The following is a 20705-nucleotide window of genomic DNA, read 5'->3' as shown; positions in this document are numbered from 1 at the left end:
CTAAGGTTGTTGGGTAATAATCTCACCATGTTGTTCGTGTGATTCTCCAACAATTTTTTTATTTCAAGGCACAATTTTATATAAAAGATAAGAAGTAATAAAATCAATAATTTTACTTAGACAAGAAATCATCATGATTCATTTGATATCAATATGAGCTCATCGTAATAAGGCAAAGGTTACAAAAATATCAACAATCCAAATTAAAAATAAGTCAAAGACACTAACAATTAAGGTATAACCCCCGGAATACAAAAAGTTAAATAATGGCTGGAGCATATTAATACAGAAATATGTGAAAGCACTAAAGGCCATAAACCAAGTTGTTAAGTATAATGCTTCAGCAGTTAAATTAGGAAATAATGTTTTAGGTACTCAAAAGGCACAACTTACAATAATTAACGAAATAATTAGCGAGTTAATAAAACTTAATTTTAAAATTTTCGTAGCATTTTCTTTGGCTAAATCTAATTCGCCAGCCCCCAGATTTTTTCCAACATATAAACTAACTAAGGCATTATAACCCCGGAAGGTTGAATAAAAAATTGCAATGGCACTACCAGTAATTTGAGCAGCGGCTACTACACTGGTATCACCATAATAAGAATATAACGAAGTTTGCACCACGATTGAAGCACCAAATAGCATGTTACTAATTCATAATGGTAAAAATGCTTTAATATATTTCTTATGCATATCACCACTAATTTTAAAAATATTTAAATTTGGTCGATAAATTGGTTTTTTAATAATTAAATACCCTAAAAAAATTAAACATTCAACTGTTCTAGCAACAATTAAACTAATCGCCATTCCGACAATTCCCAGGTTAGGTGAATTGTGATATGGTAATGATAATATACACACCAAAAAAGTATTTAAACATAACGAAGATAAGGCAGTAAAAAATGGGACTTTCACATTACCACAAGTATTCATTGTTAACGACATTACATAGGCAAATCCTAACAAGGGATAATTTCAAGCAGTTAACTGACTATAACGGGTACCAATTTCACTTGCCTTTTGATGATGCTGATCAGTTGTTCCTAAAATTAGTCCTAAAATTTGTTTACTAAATAATTCTAAAATAATAATAAACAATACCGAAAAAATTAAAGTATAAAATAATTTAATATTTGTTGTCTCTTGAACCTTATGGTCATCTTTGCTACCTAAATATTGGGCAGTAAAAATATTACCAGCAGCAATAATGGCAAAAAAGATATACCATACTAAATCATAAATATTACTAGAAGAAGCAACCCCCGCGACGGTATCAGTATCACCAAATTGACCGACAATAAAATTATTCATTAGTCCTAATAATGTTTCAACTAATGCTTGAACACAAATTGGAATCATAAATAATCACGCATTTCGATAAAAAACTCAAATTGATTCCGTTGTTTTTTGGTCTTGCATTTTGTCACCCCTTCTTTATTCTTTATTCCATATAAAAAAATATTTTAATACACATTGAGTTCCTAGATTAAAATATCACAATCATTTCTAAAATAAATTACTTTATTAGTATCTTAATATTATCATAAAAATTTGGCTTTTCTTAGTTTGAAATTTATTCAGTAAATAAAAAGCAATGGTGCGTACCATTGCTGTTGTTACGAGTAATAATTAAATTATTTTAACTCAACTGTTGCTCCAGCAGCAACTAATTGACCTTTAATTTCTTCTCCTTCTTCAGGTTTAACTTTTGCTTTAATAACAGCTGGTAATTTTTCAACAACTGCTTTAGCATCCATTAATCCTTTTCCTGTTAGTTGTCCAACTAATTTAATAACTGCAACTTTACTTTGTCCAGCATCAGTTAACACAACATCAACTTCAGTTGGAGCTCCGGTTGCTGCTCCACCATCAGCAGCAGGGGCTGCAATAGCTGCCGCTGCTACTACTCCAAAGTGATCTTCGATTGCTTTTACTAATTCATTTAATTCAGCTAGTTTCATATCTTCTAGCGCTTTAATAATATCGTCTTTTGACATTGCCATAATTTCTAATCCTCCTGTTAATTTGATATTTTTTAATTTTAAATAATTAAATTATTCACTACGAGTTTTTGCAATTTCCTTAACTGCAATTGCAAACATTCGTAATGGGTATAATAAACTTGATGCAAACATTGAAAGTAATTCATCTTTGGTTGGTAGTAATGCAATTTCAGTAATTGCTTTAGTATCCAACACTTTACCTTCATAAATTCCCGCTTTTAATTTTAATGCCGGGTGTTTTTTTGCAAATTTTGCTAAAGTTTTTGCTGCTGCCATCTCTTCACCTGTACCAAAAGCAAATGCATTAGGACCTGTTAAGAATTGATCCAATTCGCCAAATCCTGCTTCTTTAGCCGCCAAGCTTACTAAATTATTTTTATAAACTTTAATACTAACACTTTTTTCAGTTAATGTTCTTCTTAATTCTGTAAACTCTGCCACTGTTAATTTTTGATATTCAACAATAACTGCTGAATTAGCAGTTTTTAAATTATCAACAATTTCTTTAACAACAGCTGTTTTCTTTTGTAATGCTGGCTTCATTCTTTGCCTCCTATAACTATTAATAAAATAAAAGCAATTAATAATAACTATTAATTGCCAGAAACATTATAAAAATAAACACATAAATAAATATTTAATTACATGTCATAATGCCTCGGCAACATTATTAAGATTATAAATAATCCGTTGCTGTCTATGGTATTTTAGATGACTATTGGTACAATACCAAAATATATATTATTATATTTAAGACATCATGTCAATGAGTTTTTAACTATTTAAATAAAATTGTATTGCAAAATTATGCAATACAATGGGATTTTAATCTCTTGTTATTTGATTTGATTTTGTTGACCTTTGTCTTTTCTTATTTTCTTTTGCTTTTTCTAAATTTTTTAACTTTTTCTTAACTAATGATTCAGCTTTTGCTAGTGTTCCTATTTTTGATGAACTAGCGTTAGGTTTGGGATCATGCTGCGATGAAGATAACGAGTGATTAACTATTTCTCGTAACCTACCAATTGGATCTGATTTTCTAATTGCTGTTAAATTTAAATTTACTGCTAAGTGATCATATGAACTATCATCAATTATGCCAAGAATTTCACTAGCATTAAGAGCTTGCAATTCTTTTAATTGGGCTAATAATTTATTATAATAATCGGGATCTGAAACTCTCATTAATTTTTTGCCCAATGATCCTGAGATTTTTGTAACTTTATACTCTACCTTTTTTAAAAAGAGATCATAAAATTTATTAACTTTTGCAATTGATTCTAAAAATATCGGGTTAATATCTTTTCTTGAGATATTATCTAAGTTTTTTTCAATTTCTTTAAAATATGCCAGAGTTTCTTGTTTTCATTGAAAAATTTCTTCATATTTTTCTTTCTTATGGTTTTTATGTTCACTCTCTTTATCCAATAAATGAGGGTGATTACTTAAATTAATAAAATTTTGCATTAATAATTTTAGAGCAATTACCTGGGGAAATTTTTGGTTATACTCCCGCATTAAATTTTTAGCTTCCGCCATAAGTTCTTTTACTTCTTCAATTTTTACTCTTGTTTGTTGCTGTTGCTGTTCAAAACTAAGTGGTTCTTCATTAGCATTTTCTGGTTGTGGATTTGCCGCATTTGCACTTGCTTGGGCTAATTGTTGCTCTTCATTTTCAAATTCTTGTTCATATTTTTTAAAAGTTATATTAAATAAAAAACAAAAGAATCATCGAAAATAACTTCTTTTCTTATAAAATTTTAATCTCCGTTTTTGCTTAGTAATTTCTACTTCCGTTCTTTTTTTTCATCAATTAAACATTCAATCAAATCCTTCCTTTAAAAATTAAAAATATATTTGTCCAAATAGCGTTCACAATTTTTAAATAAAAGTTTATGTTCAAACGTTATGTCAAATTATTTTTTCTTTTTAAATTCATATTAATTTTTTAAATTAATATTGGGATTTTAATGAAAATTAAATTAATTTCAAAAAAACAAACCATTAAATTCATGTAAAAGAATACTTAAAAAATAAAAAAGTACCTAAAAATTATTTTTTAGGTACTTTTAGTACTCAATTTACATATAATTATTATAAATAATTTTTTTAAAAAAACAATAACTAAATTGTAAATCATACTATCTAATTCTTAGAAAAAAGAAAGCATTTACAAATAATGGTTTTTATGCTAAGATAAAAATGGTTATAAAAAAATGAGAGTTAACCACTCCCATTGTAGTTTTATTTAGTCCTACAAATTTCTGAGGTTAGTAGGACTTTTTTAATGCCTAATTAATTAGGCTTAAAACTAAAATTATGAACTGCAATGTGGTGGTTATTACCTGGAGAAAAACTAAAAGTTTCCTCACGGTAACCACCCCCATTTCTTTTCGAAGGTATGGAAGTGGTTTTACTCTCACCAATATTGTAACATAACTAATAAATAGAAAACTTAGTTTATTTTTAAAAATCCTAGTTCAATTAAAATTATTAAAATAAAAAACACATTTAATAAATGTGTTTTTTTAACTTTAAATTTTAATAGTAACGTTTACCATTATAATATCAAGCAAAATCTGATAATTTATATGATTGTTGATTTAAATCACCTTTTCCAGTGAAGGCATTAATTAAGCGAGCTTCATCATCAAATTCAACAACATAACTATATTTGACATGTTCACTATTTGCTAAATAAGCATTACCATCTCCATCATATCCCTTTCAATCGTTGTCATCTCAAGTTCCCCCGTCTTGAGGAGCAATATTATGCTTATCACTAGGTTTGGGGTTTGGATCGGGTGCTCAAGATGGAACTTTTCCAGTGGTTGGATCAGTATATCCTAATGGAGAAGTATGATATTCTAATTTAGTTGACGCATCTTTTGGTCCATAATAGTCTAATTGGTAACGGACTCCCACAATTTGTCCATCTTTTACTACTTTTCCTAATTTGCTGCCATCAACCCCAGTCCCATCAGCACTAATGTATCATTTACGATTTAAGAAAATATTATCAAATCAATCATTAGCCATTGCTTGATCAACATTATTCAATAATTTTCCTAAATAACCATTTTTTGAATCTAAGGCATTAAGAATAAATTGGTGCATTGCTTCATTATTAGGGTTTGAACCATCACTACCATGGGCTCAAGTATTAATCATGTCAAATAATGAACCTTTAGTATAAGTGTTAGTACTACTATCTAAACCAAATTCACTTAATAGCATTTGTCCATAATCACTTTTTGGATCAACATTAGTTAGATTTGCATTATAACCGTTGGCTTTTGGTCCATCATTATATACCTTTGTAATATGTTCTACATTCGTAGTATTAACAACAAAGTCCTCTTGGGTTGAATCTCATTTGTAGAACCAACTAGCCAATCCCCCGATTCCTTGTAACAAATTAAATAAATCAAAACCAGGTTGAGAAAACATCTCTGTAACTGTTCGAAGTAATACCGCAGCATCAGTTGCCATCGTAACATATTTTAAAAGCCCATCTTGTAATTTTTTTATTTCTTCATAAATTGCGGTGGGTAGTACTTGGTTAAACTTAGCAGTATCAAATTTTTTACCCGATGCTGCTTCTTCTTTGGCGATTGCTTTTTTAAATCAGTCACTTAAAATTGCATATCATTTTAAGAAGCGATTTTTATGATCAGGATTTGTTAAATCTAAATATTGTTTTTCATTTGCTCCACCAATAAAATATGGCATAATTTCAGGATTAATTTTTTGAAGAATTCCGCCAAGATTTAAATCTTGAGCAGTACCTTTATCATCCTTAAATTTTACTTTTAAATTATTTAAAGTATCTTCACTAAATATTTTCAATAACGGACTTTCATCTTTGATTGTATTATCACTTTTAAATCAATCTGAATATGCTTGAACTGCCATAATTGCCATCGGTGCTGCTAATAAAACTCCCATGGTTGTTTCTCCCGCTTCATCAGTGGCGGCAACGGGAAAAATTTTTGTTAATGCTTGAATTGTTGGCATTTCCATTCCAGGACCAAAATTAGCCAACGAACTAATTGCTAAGTTAAAATATTTAGTTCCGTATAGGTTAAATAAATTAGAAGCTTGGTTAGCAATTTTGCTCCCATAGTTGATGGTTTGTTTACCACTATTAGTTGTGTAACCTAACTGAGAAGTTGTTGGTGAAGTTCCAATAAAATTATTATAAATAATATTAGAAGCCCCTGGTTGTCCAGATTGGCTTTGGTAGTATGGTCATCAACCTGAAGTTTTATTAACATAATCTAACACTGAATCAGCTTTTTGCGAAATGCTATTAACCATTGCTCCAGTGTCATAAAATGCTCACGCAGTATTGGGATTAACTTCAAAGTCATTATCAGTGGGACGACCACTTTCAACATTTCACTTGTTGAAATTATTCATTTCAACCATTGTATTCATAATGTCCCATTTATTAACTTCACCATTATAACTACTATCACCAGCTGATCGGGTATTTCATGTCATGTTATTTAATTTTTTGTATCCATCAATATAATCTTTAATTTTAACTTCTTGTCCTGATTTAGTTTTAAAGGTTCCCGCCAAATTTGTTCCCACATTATTTAAAAAATATTGTAATGCCGGGAACGCATAAGTATTCATATTTTCATGGCGAGCAGCAATTAAAATTTTTGCAATGCTACTTGTGTATTTAACTTGGTTACGAATTGTGGGATCAACTTTGTCTAGTTCACTGTCAAAATAACTATTGTCAACTCCCCCACCATTTTTACCGCGGCATGCGGTTAATGCTAATGTAGATGACATTACTAAAGTTGATACTCCTAAAATTGAAATTAATTTTTTCATTATTTTCATCTCCTATCATATGTAAACTAATATTTGTTATTAATTATTTAAATAAAGTTTGATAAATTAAATCAATGAAAATAAGATTATCTAGTTAATTAGCACCTGGCGATAACCATTAATACACGTATCAGTATTTTTTAATCAAGTATTATATTTTAAATTATTATGCTTAATTTTAAATAACAATGATTCTTGGTCTAAAACTTCTTCGCTTTCTTTGGTTTCTTGTTTTTTATGGTAAATAAACAAAGTTAAAATTGCAAATAACTCAATAATACTTTCTAAAAAGAAATCTTGCAGGAAATCTTTAAATTGTAAATTTTGTTCACTAGTTGTAATATAAATATTACATAAGGCTAAAAAACGAATAACAAAAAACCACCCCATAAATTTTTTTACTAAGGCTAGCATTGCATTATTATTAACACGCAGCATTAATAAATAAATTAATCCTGTTCCAAATAAAATTCCAAAAGTTACGATAATTATTTTTAAAGTCATTGTTGTTTTTGTAAAGTAAATAAAAAGTTTAAATAAGATCACACTTAAAATAAACATAAAAATAATACTAAATAATTTATAAAATTCCGCTCCGATATTATGATATTTATAAGCAATAATCGCAGTGGTTAAAAAAATCAAACCTAAAATCAGGTTAACCCAAAACATTAGACGAGGATGGTAAATTACTAATATATAAATTAATAATAAATTAAAAGAATAAATAATGATACTCCCTAAGGCTAGGGATAAGAAAAACTGCATTAAATTATTTTTTTTGGTTTTTTTAAAACTATAACGAATATTATAAAAAATTGTATAAGAATGCATCACTAAAATAAAAATAAAAAGCAATCAAAAAAATGATGATTTAAAAATTGCATTTATCACTTCATTAATAAAGACAGTTTTTTCATTAAAGAAATTCATTGAATCACCTATTTTTTCTTCGTAATCTAATTATATACTTTTCAAAAATACTTGCAATTAAATTAAAATTAAAAATTTAAACCTGAAAATCTTTTTTACCAAAGGAAATTAGTTTAAAAAAAATCTAAATAAGATTTATTTAGATTTATATTTCATTAGCATTAATTTGTTCTTGAATACTCATATGTTTAATTTTATAAGTTGAAATTCAATACGTCACTGCATAAATAGCAACTATAAAGAAGAAGGTAATTGGAATAATTAACCATGGGAATCCTAACGGAATAATAACTGAACTTGTCATTGAGAAACCATACATTCCCAACTTAACAATTAACCACATAATTCCAACCCCAACTCCTCAAGCAATGGCCACAAATGGCGTGAAAATTCCTAATGTTAAACTATTAACTTCCCAGTTGGAGTATCCTAACGACTTCATTACTGCAATAAATTTCAAGAAACTATTAACAAATGACTCAGTCATAATATAAATAATAATAATAGCTGCCATAATGGTAATTACCACAAACAAGGCTGAAAGAATTGTTGAAATAACAGCTAACTTTTCTATAACTTGGTTTTTAATAATTAAATAATCTGTTTTCCCAATTGCTGCTCCCATTGATCCATTCATAAAATCAATCATTGAATAGGCGCTATTTGAGGATGATAAATTATATCGTCCAGTTTGGTCAACTTGATCGGGATATTTACTAAATTTTCCATTAAATCATGATAACGGATTATTTTTTTGATCTTGGGGATACAAATTAGCATTTGTTGTTCGGTAACCAAGAATTTGGTTTGCCACTTGTTGATTAATATATGCTCGGGGAATATCATATGATTCTTGTAAACCAATAACATTATAAAATACTTGTTTTTTAGTAACTCCAATTTTAAATAATCCCTGTTTAAATGCTTCACGATATCAATTTGTTGGGAAACCGGTTGTTAAATCACCAAGCCCATTAATTTCGCGGTCAAAACGAGAGGCAAACGGATGAATTTTAATATATGCACCATCATCTTCAACAACTTTTTGGTCCGGATAAATTGTAGGGTCCGGGTTAGTATCTAATAAACCTGGCAATTTTTTCCCCGTTGTTTCACTAACACTTGGCATCATAAAAGCACCAGCTGGTGGTTTCGGTAATCTTAAAGTAAAATTAGCTAAATTATAGTAATCTTGTGGCGTTCCTGACTGATCACTAAAACCAAAACGGTTAATTGAACTAGAACCAACAGTTAATTTTGTTAAATCCATTTTAAAAGGATCAGTTTGATTATTATTAAAACCACTCGGAGGTTCATAACCCCAAGCTAATTGATCAACTGGTACACACGTATTAGGAGTATAACAAAATTGCAGTGTATTACTTTCGACATTAGCAGGGAAAATGTCGCCTGGTTTAATGCCATATTTTTTTTGGACAACTTCGTTAATCACCATTGGAATTAGAGCATTCTTATTTTTATTAATATCTAACTTAGCACTTTCGGCAAGTTGGCGTTTTAGACTTTGGTTCGGAAACACAATAGTTTTATTATTCGCATTAATTCCATAAGTGAATAAATCAATATTATTTTTAATTTGGGAATTGAAACCAGTATATAAATCTTCATCACGACGATTATAAGTTGAAGTACCAAAAGTAAAGTTAAATTGTTCCTTTGCTAATTCATTTTTTAGTCACATATTTTTAATTTTTCCGGGGAGCATTCCATCAGTAGCATGCTGCACACAATAAGTTCAACGGTCAATAACATTGGGATCCGTTGGCGTAATTGGTTGCTTCCCAAAAGCCAATGGTAAGGTTGTACATACTAATGTATTAATTTGATTTTCAATATCCCGGTTTTGTCCTGAACGTTGGTATAAATCATAAAAGGCTCCAATTGATAAACTTGCTCCTTTCCCCGCCATAAAGTTAAATACTATCATATTATTAATATCAATTGCATATTTTCCCGGATTAGTAGCTAACACATCATTGGTTGTTAACCAATTACCACTTTTATAAAAGTATTTAGTAATTAATGAATTATTTTCTAACGGATAGATCGGTTCTTGTGAAGCTTGAGGTCCATTCCAATCATATAACTGGTAACGAGAAAACGGAATATTTCCAACCACATTATTATAACCATACTCATTTTCATAAGCTAAATTTCGATAGTAATCATCACTTACCTTATTAATTGAAGTTGGAATTAAAATTGCAAAAGTTAAGGATAAACTAGCAACAAAGAAGGTTAAAAAGAACCACCCAATTTTTTTTAAAGATATTGCCATAATAATAAAACGGAATTTATTATTAAAATGTTTAAAATGAACATGACTAGTAATTTTTTCAATTCATTTATTAGGATGAATATTCTTATTCGGATTTAATAAGTCTAACGGACTAATTGATAATTGCCGAGCAGCAGTAAAGAAAATAGCACTAACAGTTACAATTAAAATTAAACCAAAACAAATTGCTAATGGAATCGGATTAAAAGAGAACACACTTGGAATAACAAAATATTTATTAAAGACCACCATGATTGGATACTGTAACACAACTCCAATTAATCAACCCAATGGTACGCCAACCAGCGTAACAAAAATTGAATATACTAAGTAAGACCCCGCAATATGTATTCCGCTATAACCATTGGCTTTTAAAATTCCATTTTCAACTTTTTCCTGGTTAATAATTTTTTTAATTAAAATAACTAGCGTAAAAATTAAAATCAACAAGAAAATAACAACTAAAGTAATACTTACTGCACGATAAATCTTAATTGAAGTTCCTAATAATGAGTAACGAACATAAATTAATTTTGTATCATCACGGTTCAAAATAGGGGCATTTTTATTAGTTGGGGTATTTAATGATAAATAGTCACTTGCCAAATATGTTTTAAAACGTTCTAAATCAGCTAATTTTTGATTGGGACCTTGGTAAGCTAAAAATGCGGTACTATCTTCTTCAATATCTAAATCGGGAGCAATATTATTTTGCAAACGAAAAACTTGCGGTGAAACATATACCACAGAATCTGTTTCTGAATCAGGGAAAACATCAGTGTTATAAATTGTTGGATAAATATTGGCGACATCACCCCCAATGGCACCCACAAAAAAACCAGTATTTTGACCAATTGTTAATTGATCTCCTAAACTTAAATTGTGATTTTTAGCATATTGAGGAGTAATAATAACATACACTGAATTAGTGGGGTCATTAATATCAAATTTACTATACTTACTAATAATTTTTAACTGATCATAATCTAATAATTGTTGTCAATTAATAACTTTAAATTTAACATTTGAAGCTAAATCCCAATATTCATATTGTTCACGCATTTGAATGGCAAAATTTGTCGCATCCCCAACTAGTTGATAATAACTACTTGTAAAAGCATAAGGCCCATATTCCTTCCCATTACGGAGATTATTTTTAAAATCAGCATTGGTATTTTTTGAATTATAAAAATCATTAACCGTAAAAGTAGCATTATTAATATTGTAATTAAACCCTGGTTCTAAATTATTAGTAATTGTCGGTGAATAATACATTTTAACTGAATTTAATAATTGCGAATTATCAGTTTTATATAACATACTAAAATTACCATCTAAACCTTTAGCATAGATTTCATTTAAAATATCAGCTTGGTTAGGAAGGTCTTGGGGAGGAGTTCCTTTACTATAATCAATATCTTTTAATCAAACATTTCCGGTTGTTGGATTAATAAAATCAGCAATTTTTTGACGATTGGCACTATCATCACTAGTAATCCCCGCATGGTTAGCATAGGCTACTAATAAATTAATCGTGTTTTTTGAGATATCACTCTTCACAAAATTTTCCATAAAATAAGTAATAACATCACTCTTAGAAAATTGTTTGGTATTGGGATTATAAAAACTACCAATTAATGATTTACGAAAATTATCATTATCAACATTAAAATTATACAACCCGTTATTAACAAATTTTAAAGGGTTAGTGGGATCATTAATTTCAATACTACTAACTTGCCCCCCACTAATCATAATTTTAATATTATCAGGATTAATTTTTTTTAAAGCATGATTATCACCTAAACCTAAAAATGGCAAGGTTTTTGTTTCTCCCGCCTTATCCGTAATCATATGGTACTCATTATCAAAAGCAAACCAAGGAGTAATTGTTTCAACATTATGAGTATTTTTTTTCTTACTATTATAATTTAAAAGATAGTCATAATTAAAAGTTCCTTGCCCCATAAAACGATAAGCATCTGTTAACCGTTCATTGACAATTCAAGAAACAGATAATAACAATGTTGAAAGAATAACTAAAATTACAAATATTAAAATTTGAGTTTTTTCCTTCAACATATTCTTAAATGTTTGTCAAAACAATAACATACATTTTCTCCTTTTGTTTACCAATAGTTATTAGGAAAATAATTTCTATTGGGTGCGAACTTAAACATTCTGGCTTTGTTTAAACATTATACTAATTAATTATATGCTATTTCTTGATAATTTAAAAATAAAAATAACTAAAAATTGCATACCCCACTGTCCCTGTAAAGCTCAGCCCACTAAAAGTAATCGCAATTGCTTCGTTAATTCCGGCTTTAATTCCAACAAAAGATGATAAGGTATAGTTAAATTTTCAAGGATTATGATCTCCTAATGATGCTCCTTTTAAATAAGAACTGTATTCAAAAAGACCAGCAAAATTGACTGTAATTAAACTAAATACAATTGCCATTAAAACTGTTCCCCCAATGGCGATTGGTAAATATTCTATTAATGAATCATTATTAAAGTAACTAACAATTCCATAAGTAAGATAACTAAGCACAGTTAAGAGTCCAAATAAAAATGTTAATAATAAAAATAACGGTTCGGGATGTGACCAGTTAATATGATGATTATCATCAAAATAGTTTTTAATTCACTGCGAATTATTTCAGGAAGTATCCTTTAAAATTGCATTATTTGTTGTTGCAAAAGTAATAATGCTAAAAATTAATGTTACAAACACAAAAATAATCATAAAAGAAAAAACAGAAATTTTAAACTTATTCATTTAAGGTCTCCTTTGTAATTTTCGTTAAGTAATCTTAACTCATTATAATTGCTAGTTCTTTGATAGTTTTTCTTACCAATATAATAACGAAATCTAATTTTATTAACAATAGATAATACCTAAAAAAATAAAAAAATTATTTGTATTTCAAACAAAATTTTAGTATGAAACAAATAATTTTTTAACTAGGCAATGGTAATATTTGTTAACCGGTTATTTTTAATTCTTCATAAACCTAAACTAATTGCGACCCCTAAAATAATTAAGATAACGGCAATCGTAATTCCAACTACGGATAAATCAAATGGTAGTCCCAAGAGCATTCCACTTTTTTGGAATAAGACGTTAATAATAATTTCCCATGCTAGTTCGGAAACAACATAACTTAATAAATATCCAATTATAACTGCTAATAAATAAAATCCTAAGACCATAAAAACAATTTCCCGAACCTTATATCCTAAAACTTTTAAAGTTAGAATAATTCGTTTATTTTCATCTAACACCATACTAATTAGCACCGCCAGAATCAAGGCAACAATAATAACTGTTAAACTCTCTAGAACTGTTAAGACATCATTAACTGTTTCCATTCCCTTGCCAAAAATTTCCCGTAAGGTATCAAAAGGTCAAATTTTATTGAACCCATTAATTAATTTGGTATTTGCTCTTAAAGCCGCAGCCTTTCCGATATCAATTTTAGGAGTTCCCCCACTAGTATCTCATAGCGTAAAATCATAATCATCTTTTAGCGAAAAGGCTGATAAAATTCGATATGGTTGTAATGTTCCACCATTATTATCAATTTTTGTGGCAATTGAATTATGATAAGGCATTGTGGGAAATGGCACCCCTTTCCCCACTAAATTTATTCACTGGTTCATTACAATTTGTAAAGAATTCTCATTGGTATATAAATTACCAGAACTAATATCAGCATCATCACTACCAATTACTTTAAAATTAACTGGCACATAACCAATCATATTAGTTACCCGAACATTAACAGTAATGACATCCCCAGGGTTTACATGCGAGGATTCATAAACCCGTTTAGCAAGAACAGTCGGAATTGGTTCATTAATTGCTTTGTGGGGATCATTCCCAATCGGGGTTGCAGAAATTGTATAACCAAAAACCTTATTCTGCACATCTTGTAAACTTAAATGCTGAGATTCAAAATTGAAATAACTATCACGGAATTCTTGTTGGGCAGGTAATCCTACGGCAAACAAATCACTAACCGGGTTATCGGCATTCTTATCATCATAAGGACCTCAGCGGGCTGGTTTTGACGTGTAAGGCATATCAAACTGGGGATTATAAACCATATAAGGACCAAAATATACTTTTGGGTATAATCCCCCAGTTAAACTACTTAGGTTTCGAATTGTAATTAAAATTTGACTAATTTCTTTAATTTGGTCAGGAGTTACTCCTTGTTGTTCTAAAATTGCTTGGATTCATGGACTTGATAATAAATTTAGTAAATAATCTCACCCATTAACCTCAGTTCCATTGGCAATCACTTTGTAATTAACAATTGCTTGCAAAGTTTTAGAATCTAATAAGGGATACTTCCCATTTTCAATACTAATTTTACTTTTGGGAGTGGGGTCATTTGGATTACCAATAATATTCAAGAAATCCCCACATACTGAAGGAGCAATTGGATAAGTAGCCGGCGTAGCTAAGGCTGGAAAACATAGCAAGGGATTTGGAAAATTAAAAGTTGTTCCATTATTTAAAATTTTTGCCGGATGAAATTTTGCTGCTTCATCTTGGGTGGATAACCACTGATAAGTTGTTCCCCCTTTTGTTTCAGTCGTAACATCTTCTTGGTCATAACTTGTTATTAAATATGATTTAACATCATCTTTAAAATAGCGGAAAGAATTTTTAACAACATTCTTTGCCATTACTCCCGCATCAAGTTGGAACATTAATAAAAATGATGCGAAAGTTAACACAACCATTACCATTATTCATTTTCCTAATGATTTTAGCGCAAAGGTAAAGGATAAGTGAATGTTAAAAGATAATCCTAAATGTCAAATTTTTTTATGTTGTTTTTTAACTTTTCGGGTTTTAAAACTCAAGTTATTACTTTTTAAATCATAAATTAAATCAAGGGCACTGCGGTTCAATAAAATAAAGGCAATTGCAAAAGCTAAAATAATAAAAGCAACCGGGACAAAAATAATTGCGCTGGTAAAAATTAAGGGGTTAAAATAAAACATTGTTAATGGTAACCCAATTGAATAAATATTTGAACTAGTAAAGTACATTTGCATTGGAATACTTAATGCTCATCCCAATACACAACCAATTATCATGGTAAAAACAATGTTGCAAGTAAAGATAAAAGCTAGCTTATATTTCTGATATCCTAATGCTTTTAAAACCCCGATTTGACGTTTTTGGTTCTCAATATCTTTTTTGATAAAGAAACCAATAATAATTGCAATAATAATTGAACAAGCAATTGCAATTGAACCATCAATAATGAAACTAGCATCTGTTAGCATTACCACTTGGCCAGGAAATGAATTAGAAAAACTAGTGATGGTATCATCAGCAGAGACAAAATAATTATTTAAAGCATCACTCAAGAGTTTAATCCGACTTGCTCCGGTTAACCCCCCACTAATATTAATATAAGCCGTTAAAGTTTCCGAACCGTTAGGAAATACTGCTTCAATATTTTTAAAATCATTGGCATTTCCATATAATAATGCACCATTTTTAAAATCAATTGTCGTATCACTTTGAACAAGGGTGGCCATATTGGCTAAAACCGGATAAATATCACTATACTTAGTTGCCCATCCGTTGACTTTGTAAATCATATTTTCACTACCCGCATTTTGAGACGATAAGTTTAGATTACCCCCAATTGGAATCCCATTATAATCCCCATATTGACGGGAAATATAAATTGAACCCTGGTCAATTGTTTGAATTAATTTATTTTTGTCAGCATCATAAACAGTATTAAAGGGTGCACGAAAAACATTATCACTACGCCAACTATCCCCATCATAAAATAACTGGTCGGGATTTTTATAGACCGCTGAAATATTATAATATTGAACTTCACTATTAATTAAACTTTTAAAAGTAAATAAATAATTTAAAGAATAACTAATATCTAATTGAATATTAGGATTATTAATAATTTTATCTAACCCACTGTCATGGGGATGCAAAATAATATAGTTCAGAAAGGCCGCTTGCAAGTTTTCATTATAGTTTTTATGTAAACTTGTAAAAGAAGCTGTTCCGGTGGTTGGGTTTAAATATGGTGGAGGTGTTGTTCAAGTACATAATTGATCATCATTTGCACATTGCAAATTACTTAAATCAGATTTAATTGTATTAAATGTTAATTTATTAGCATCAATTTTGCTTTCATCATAAAACTCACTTAAAAATTTTCGGTTAAGTTTATTATATTCCCTCGAAGAAAAAATATTATTATCAATAAATAAGCCATCGGCCTTCACTTCATACTGGTATGTACCACTATAACGAGCAAGATCTTTTACCCCATTTTTAACTTGAAAGACAGAAGAAAATAATGCAGTAAAGGTTAACATTGCTGCAATAACAAAAAATATTAAACCAATAAACTGGGTTATTTTTTTAAGAAACCCCCGAGTTGCTTCACGAAATAAATTCTTCATTTGGTAACTATCTTTCTAAATTATCCTTTGTTTTCCCTAATCTTTATAAATATATTATACTCATTTATCTTAACAAAATAATAAATTTTTCGCAAAAATCAAAAATAGTTGCTAGATTTTCCCCACAACTATTATTCGTTTAAATAAGCACAACTAAATTTTTTAATATCAAATAATAAATTAACTAATTCTGATCCCACTTGGGTAAGATTATACTCAGAATAATGGACATTATTTTTAACAACCATCCGTTTTTCAACAACATTCTGAGCAATTAAATTATTTAAAGATTCAGTCAGAACTTTTTTTGTACAATCTTTTAAAATATTATGTAATTCATTAAAACCGGTTTGTTGCTTATTTAAAACATTAATAATTTTAATGGCTCATTTTTGTTTAATGATGTTGATAAAATTATTAATGGTTGTAATATCTTCATCACAACAATTAAAATCACAATTACAAACTAGTGCACAACAAGTTTTTGTGTTAATTTCGCATCGTTCTAACATTTTATCATCCCCACTTTACTAGATTGTTTACACCTTAACTATAACATAAAAGTTTTCAAAATAAAAAGGAATTACTCATGGTAATTCCTAATTATAACTTTGTGTTATTTACCTGAAATTCTTGATAGTTCTTTTGAAACTGATTCAACATAAACCCCTACAATAATATGCAGACCTTTATTTTTAGCAGTTAAAACAACTCCGGGAACTCCAGTTTTTTTAATTGTATCAACATCAACTTTCGTATTATCTTCAACTGTTAAACGTAATCTTGTCATACAGTTATCCACTTTAACTAAATTATCATGCCCAATTGCATCATAGATGATTTGGGCCATTTTTGTAGCCCCTTGTGGATCTTTTGCTAAGTCAATACGAGTAATTCCTCCGCTAGTATTAACTGGGGCAGTTCCAGCTGATACTGAAGCAGTGCTGCTACCAACTGTCGCAGTTGCCATTTTAGCTTCTTGTTTTGCTAATTTTTTTTCAGCATGTGTTTGCACAACTTTACCTAATTTTTTAGCATTTTCAGCTGCTTCTTCTTCACGTCCAGGAGTAACTAAGTTTAATTTTTTAATTAAGTATTTGAAACTAAAGAAGTAAGCGGCTCCTTGGATAATTCCAATTGGTAAAATCATTAATGGGTTACCAATTACTTTATAAGCACTGTTTTGAAGTGCTCCTGAAATTGTTGACATATCTCATGATGTTTTAATTGAGATCGCTCAGTCAACAAATCCAGCACTAAATCCAAATCCAGAACGAATTCCCATTCCAACTGTTAACGCTGCAAATGCTCCCGTTAAGAAGGCGTGAATTCCTAATAATAATGGTGCTAAGAAAATAAATGAGAATTCAATTGGTTCAGTAACCCCAGTTAAGAATGAAACTCCGGCCGCTGAACCTAAAATTCCGGCAATTTCGGCACGTTTAGTTTTATTTTCAACTGATAAAATCATTGCCGCACAAGCTGCTGGTAAACCAAACATCATCATTGGGAAGAATCCCGCTTGGAAGATACCACTTCCCCCTGCTAATCCAAATTCCGAATTAGCATACATTTTTCCTAAAAAGGCATTAATATCTCCATTAATAGTTGTTGTAATACCTGTATCATTTCAGCCAGTAATTGCTGCTAAGTGACCATCAGGTGTTAAGGTATATTGTGCCCATTGCAATGTTCCATCCACAATTCTTCATAGGGCAACCCCATCTAAACTCATTAAGTGCCCTGAAATTGGTTGTTGGAACCATAAGTATGTATTTAAAACTTGGTGTAATCCAAATGGAATTAATAACCGGTTAAAAATTCCATAGAAGAACGCTCCCAGTGGTGGAATCGCTCCTAAACCGTATCCTAAATATTGAAGAACTAATTGGAATCATGGTCAAATTGCAGCAACCACAAATGATCCTCCTAAGAAGAATAACGCTGTTACCATTGGTACAAATCTTCTTCCTGAAAAGAACCCTAACGCAGCTGGTAATTTAACATCTTGGTAACGGTTGTAAATTAACGCTACACAACAACCTGATAAAATACCACCAAAGACTCCCATGTCAATGTTATATTTAGCTCCATAACCACCAGGTAGTTTTTGACTAAAGTCGAAGACATATAAAATTCGTGAGTGTTGTACTGCTCATTGTTCACCATTTCCAAAGTTTCCAATTGGAGCATTTCCTAATAATACATTGTTATAGTATCATTGAGGAATAACACCCATTAAGCCAGTTAACGCAAATCAACCAAATAAAGCAACTAAGGCTGCTTCACCCCGGAAGTCTTTTGACATCCCAAATCCTAACCCAACAGCGAATAAGGGTGCTAAATTACCAACCGCGGCATTCCCAATGGCGGATAAAATTGATCCAATGTATCATAACCCTGAAAGGTTACCATTTTGGGTCAAGGCGGTATTAATACTTGAGTCAGTCATAATTCCACCAATCCGCAACATTAAAGCAGCAATCGGCAATACAACAATTGGGAATTGCAAGGCTTTTCCTAATTTTTGCAAATATTGCATTTTTACTTTTCTCCTTTCATAACTTTTAACAAATAATTTCTTTAATCAAAAAAAAGACTAAATTAAGTGGCTAGCTTAATAATAGTAACTATTCCTACAACAAAGGCAATGGCAAATAACGATGCTAAGATTAAAAAAATATTACCCTTAATTTCAGCAAGGATTCCTCGCTCTCTTGCTATTTTCATGGTTTGATCACGTTGAAAGCGGATACGATTTTTTCACCAAAAAAAGTGCAGCAATATCAAAATAACAGCAATGACAAAAGACACCCCAATAACTCATCCCCAAATTACCATTTGCGTGTGATGATCAACATTATTGGCAGCGTCGTTACTACTGTTATTTTCAGCTAACAAAAACAAAATATTGATAAACCGTTGCACTTTTGTTACTTACCCCTCACTGTAAAAAATATATTTCATTAAAGAAATCTACCTATATGGTACAACTACTTCGGTAAAATTAAATTTCAAAATAATCCCATATAGAAAATAATTCCATATTTTTTTAGGTCTCTTTGAAAATGAATTTCAAAAATTTGGTAAATTATTAAAATTTTAAAAAATTATTTTTAAGACTTCTTATCTAGTTTCCGCCAAGGTTTCACCATCTCCCCAGCTTTGGCGACTGCCCGTTCGGCACCAGGATATTTTTTTAATAATTGTGAATAAATAATATCAACAATTAATAGTTCGGAAACTTTGGCGGACATTGTATTAAATTTATAATCACCATCATAAGTTTTAAATTGAATAATGTTATCAATCATATTTTTAAATTCACTATGTTCATTGGCAGTGATTAAAATAACTCGTAAATGATTAGCTAAACTTACCCGAATAATTTCGCGAATTTCATTAGTTGTCCCGGATGTTGAAATTAAAATAATAAGATCTTCTCTGGTTAAAGCTGACATATTGGCAATATGAACATGAATATCCTGACTTAAAATTGCTGGAATCCCAATTTTATTTAAGTTGGAAGCTAATTCAAAACAAGGAATTCAAGAAGAACCAACCCCAAATAATAAAACTTTTCGACTTTTAATAATATCATCCACAACTCTATTAATTCGTTCATGGTCCAGGGAATCAACTGTTTGGTTAATGGCATAAATATAATAAATCCGATTATTATTAATATCACCAGCTAGTTCATTATTTAAGGATAAAGAATAATTATATTTAATAAAATTATTACGCTCATAAATATATTGTTGTAATAGTTTTAAAGAATGATAACCAACTTTTTTAACAAAACGAGTAATCCCCGATACAGAGACATTTGCTTTGATAGCAATTTCATTAATTGTATGTGTTGTAAAGTAATTAGGATTTTCATTAATAAAATTAAAAATTGCGATTTCAACATTTGTTAATTTAGCTCGATCAAATTCTAAAATATTGAATTGCTTCATCTTATTGTTATTGTTTACCATCTTGATTCTTCCTTTTTACTAGCTTTGGTTACGGGTTAACTACTTATTTTATTGTAATTAAAAAAAAAAAAAAAGCAATCTGCGCGCCTGCTATTAAGCCTAATAAACTTAAAAACAAATTAAAAATCAAGTTCCCAATAATGGAAACTTGATTAATTA

At 29.8% G+C, this 20705-nt stretch carries 13 protein-coding genes and 1 other annotated feature; all 13 genes read right to left on the bottom strand.

Annotation, left to right across the window (positions count from 1 at the left end; genetic code table 4):
- Nucleotides 1–1425 carry an MATE family efflux transporter gene (locus QPK10_RS02540; protein WP_368486467.1) on the bottom strand — a complete coding sequence of 475 codons (1425 nt, stop codon included), beginning with the start codon at nt 1423–1425 and terminating at the stop codon, nt 1–3.
- A 215-nt stretch (nt 1426–1640) separates the two neighbouring features.
- Nucleotides 1641–2009 (bottom strand): 50S ribosomal protein L7/L12, encoded by a 369-nt coding sequence (rplL, locus tag QPK10_RS02535; protein ID WP_368486466.1) that lies wholly within the window; start codon nt 2007–2009, stop codon nt 1641–1643.
- Between the two features lie 51 nt (nt 2010–2060).
- Nucleotides 2061–2552, bottom strand: a complete 492-nt coding sequence (rplJ, locus tag QPK10_RS02530) for a 50S ribosomal protein L10 (RefSeq protein ID WP_025317883.1) — start codon at nt 2550–2552, stop codon at nt 2061–2063.
- 76 nt (nt 2553–2628) lie between these two features.
- Nucleotides 2629–2730, bottom strand: a sequence feature (ribosomal protein L10 leader region).
- Between the two features lie 104 nt (nt 2731–2834).
- Nucleotides 2835–3830: a hypothetical protein gene (locus QPK10_RS02525; protein ID WP_368486465.1), complete on the bottom strand. Its 996-nt coding sequence runs from the start codon at nt 3828–3830 to the stop codon at nt 2835–2837.
- A gap of 720 nt (nt 3831–4550) precedes the next feature.
- The gene (locus tag QPK10_RS02520) at nt 4551–6860 is read right to left on the bottom strand and encodes a hypothetical protein (protein WP_368486464.1); all 2310 of its coding nucleotides are present in this window, start codon (nt 6858–6860) and stop codon (nt 4551–4553) included.
- A gap of 90 nt (nt 6861–6950) precedes the next feature.
- On the bottom strand, nt 6951–7793 hold the full coding sequence (locus QPK10_RS02515) for a hypothetical protein (protein ID WP_368486463.1): 843 nt from the start codon (nt 7791–7793) through the stop codon (nt 6951–6953).
- 145 nt (nt 7794–7938) lie between these two features.
- Nucleotides 7939–12204, bottom strand: a complete 4266-nt coding sequence (locus QPK10_RS02510; RefSeq protein ID WP_368486462.1) for an ABC transporter permease — start codon at nt 12202–12204, stop codon at nt 7939–7941.
- Nucleotides 12205–12325: 121 nt separating this feature from the next.
- The gene (locus tag QPK10_RS02505) at nt 12326–12877 is read right to left on the bottom strand and encodes a hypothetical protein (RefSeq protein ID WP_368486461.1); all 552 of its coding nucleotides are present in this window, start codon (nt 12875–12877) and stop codon (nt 12326–12328) included.
- Nucleotides 12878–13062: 185 nt separating this feature from the next.
- Nucleotides 13063–16563, bottom strand: coding sequence for an FtsX-like permease family protein (locus tag QPK10_RS02500; protein WP_368486460.1), 3501 nt, complete (start codon nt 16561–16563; stop codon nt 13063–13065).
- A 131-nt stretch (nt 16564–16694) separates the two neighbouring features.
- The gene (locus QPK10_RS02495) at nt 16695–17075 is read right to left on the bottom strand and encodes a winged helix-turn-helix transcriptional regulator (protein ID WP_368486459.1); all 381 of its coding nucleotides are present in this window, start codon (nt 17073–17075) and stop codon (nt 16695–16697) included.
- 104 nt (nt 17076–17179) lie between these two features.
- Nucleotides 17180–19105, bottom strand: a complete 1926-nt coding sequence (locus QPK10_RS02490) for a PTS transporter subunit EIIC (protein WP_368486458.1) — start codon at nt 19103–19105, stop codon at nt 17180–17182.
- A 62-nt stretch (nt 19106–19167) separates the two neighbouring features.
- Nucleotides 19168–19491: a hypothetical protein gene (locus tag QPK10_RS02485; RefSeq protein ID WP_368486457.1), complete on the bottom strand. Its 324-nt coding sequence runs from the start codon at nt 19489–19491 to the stop codon at nt 19168–19170.
- A gap of 188 nt (nt 19492–19679) precedes the next feature.
- Nucleotides 19680–20546: a MurR/RpiR family transcriptional regulator gene (locus QPK10_RS02480; RefSeq protein ID WP_368486456.1), complete on the bottom strand. Its 867-nt coding sequence runs from the start codon at nt 20544–20546 to the stop codon at nt 19680–19682.
- Nucleotides 20547–20705 lie beyond the last annotated feature (159 nt).

Source organism: Spiroplasma sp. DGKH1 (genome assembly GCF_040940205.1).
Taxonomy (GTDB): Bacteria; Bacillota_I; Bacilli_A; order Mycoplasmatales; family Mycoplasmataceae; genus Spiroplasma.
This window is presented reverse-complemented; position numbering and strand designations above follow the sequence as displayed.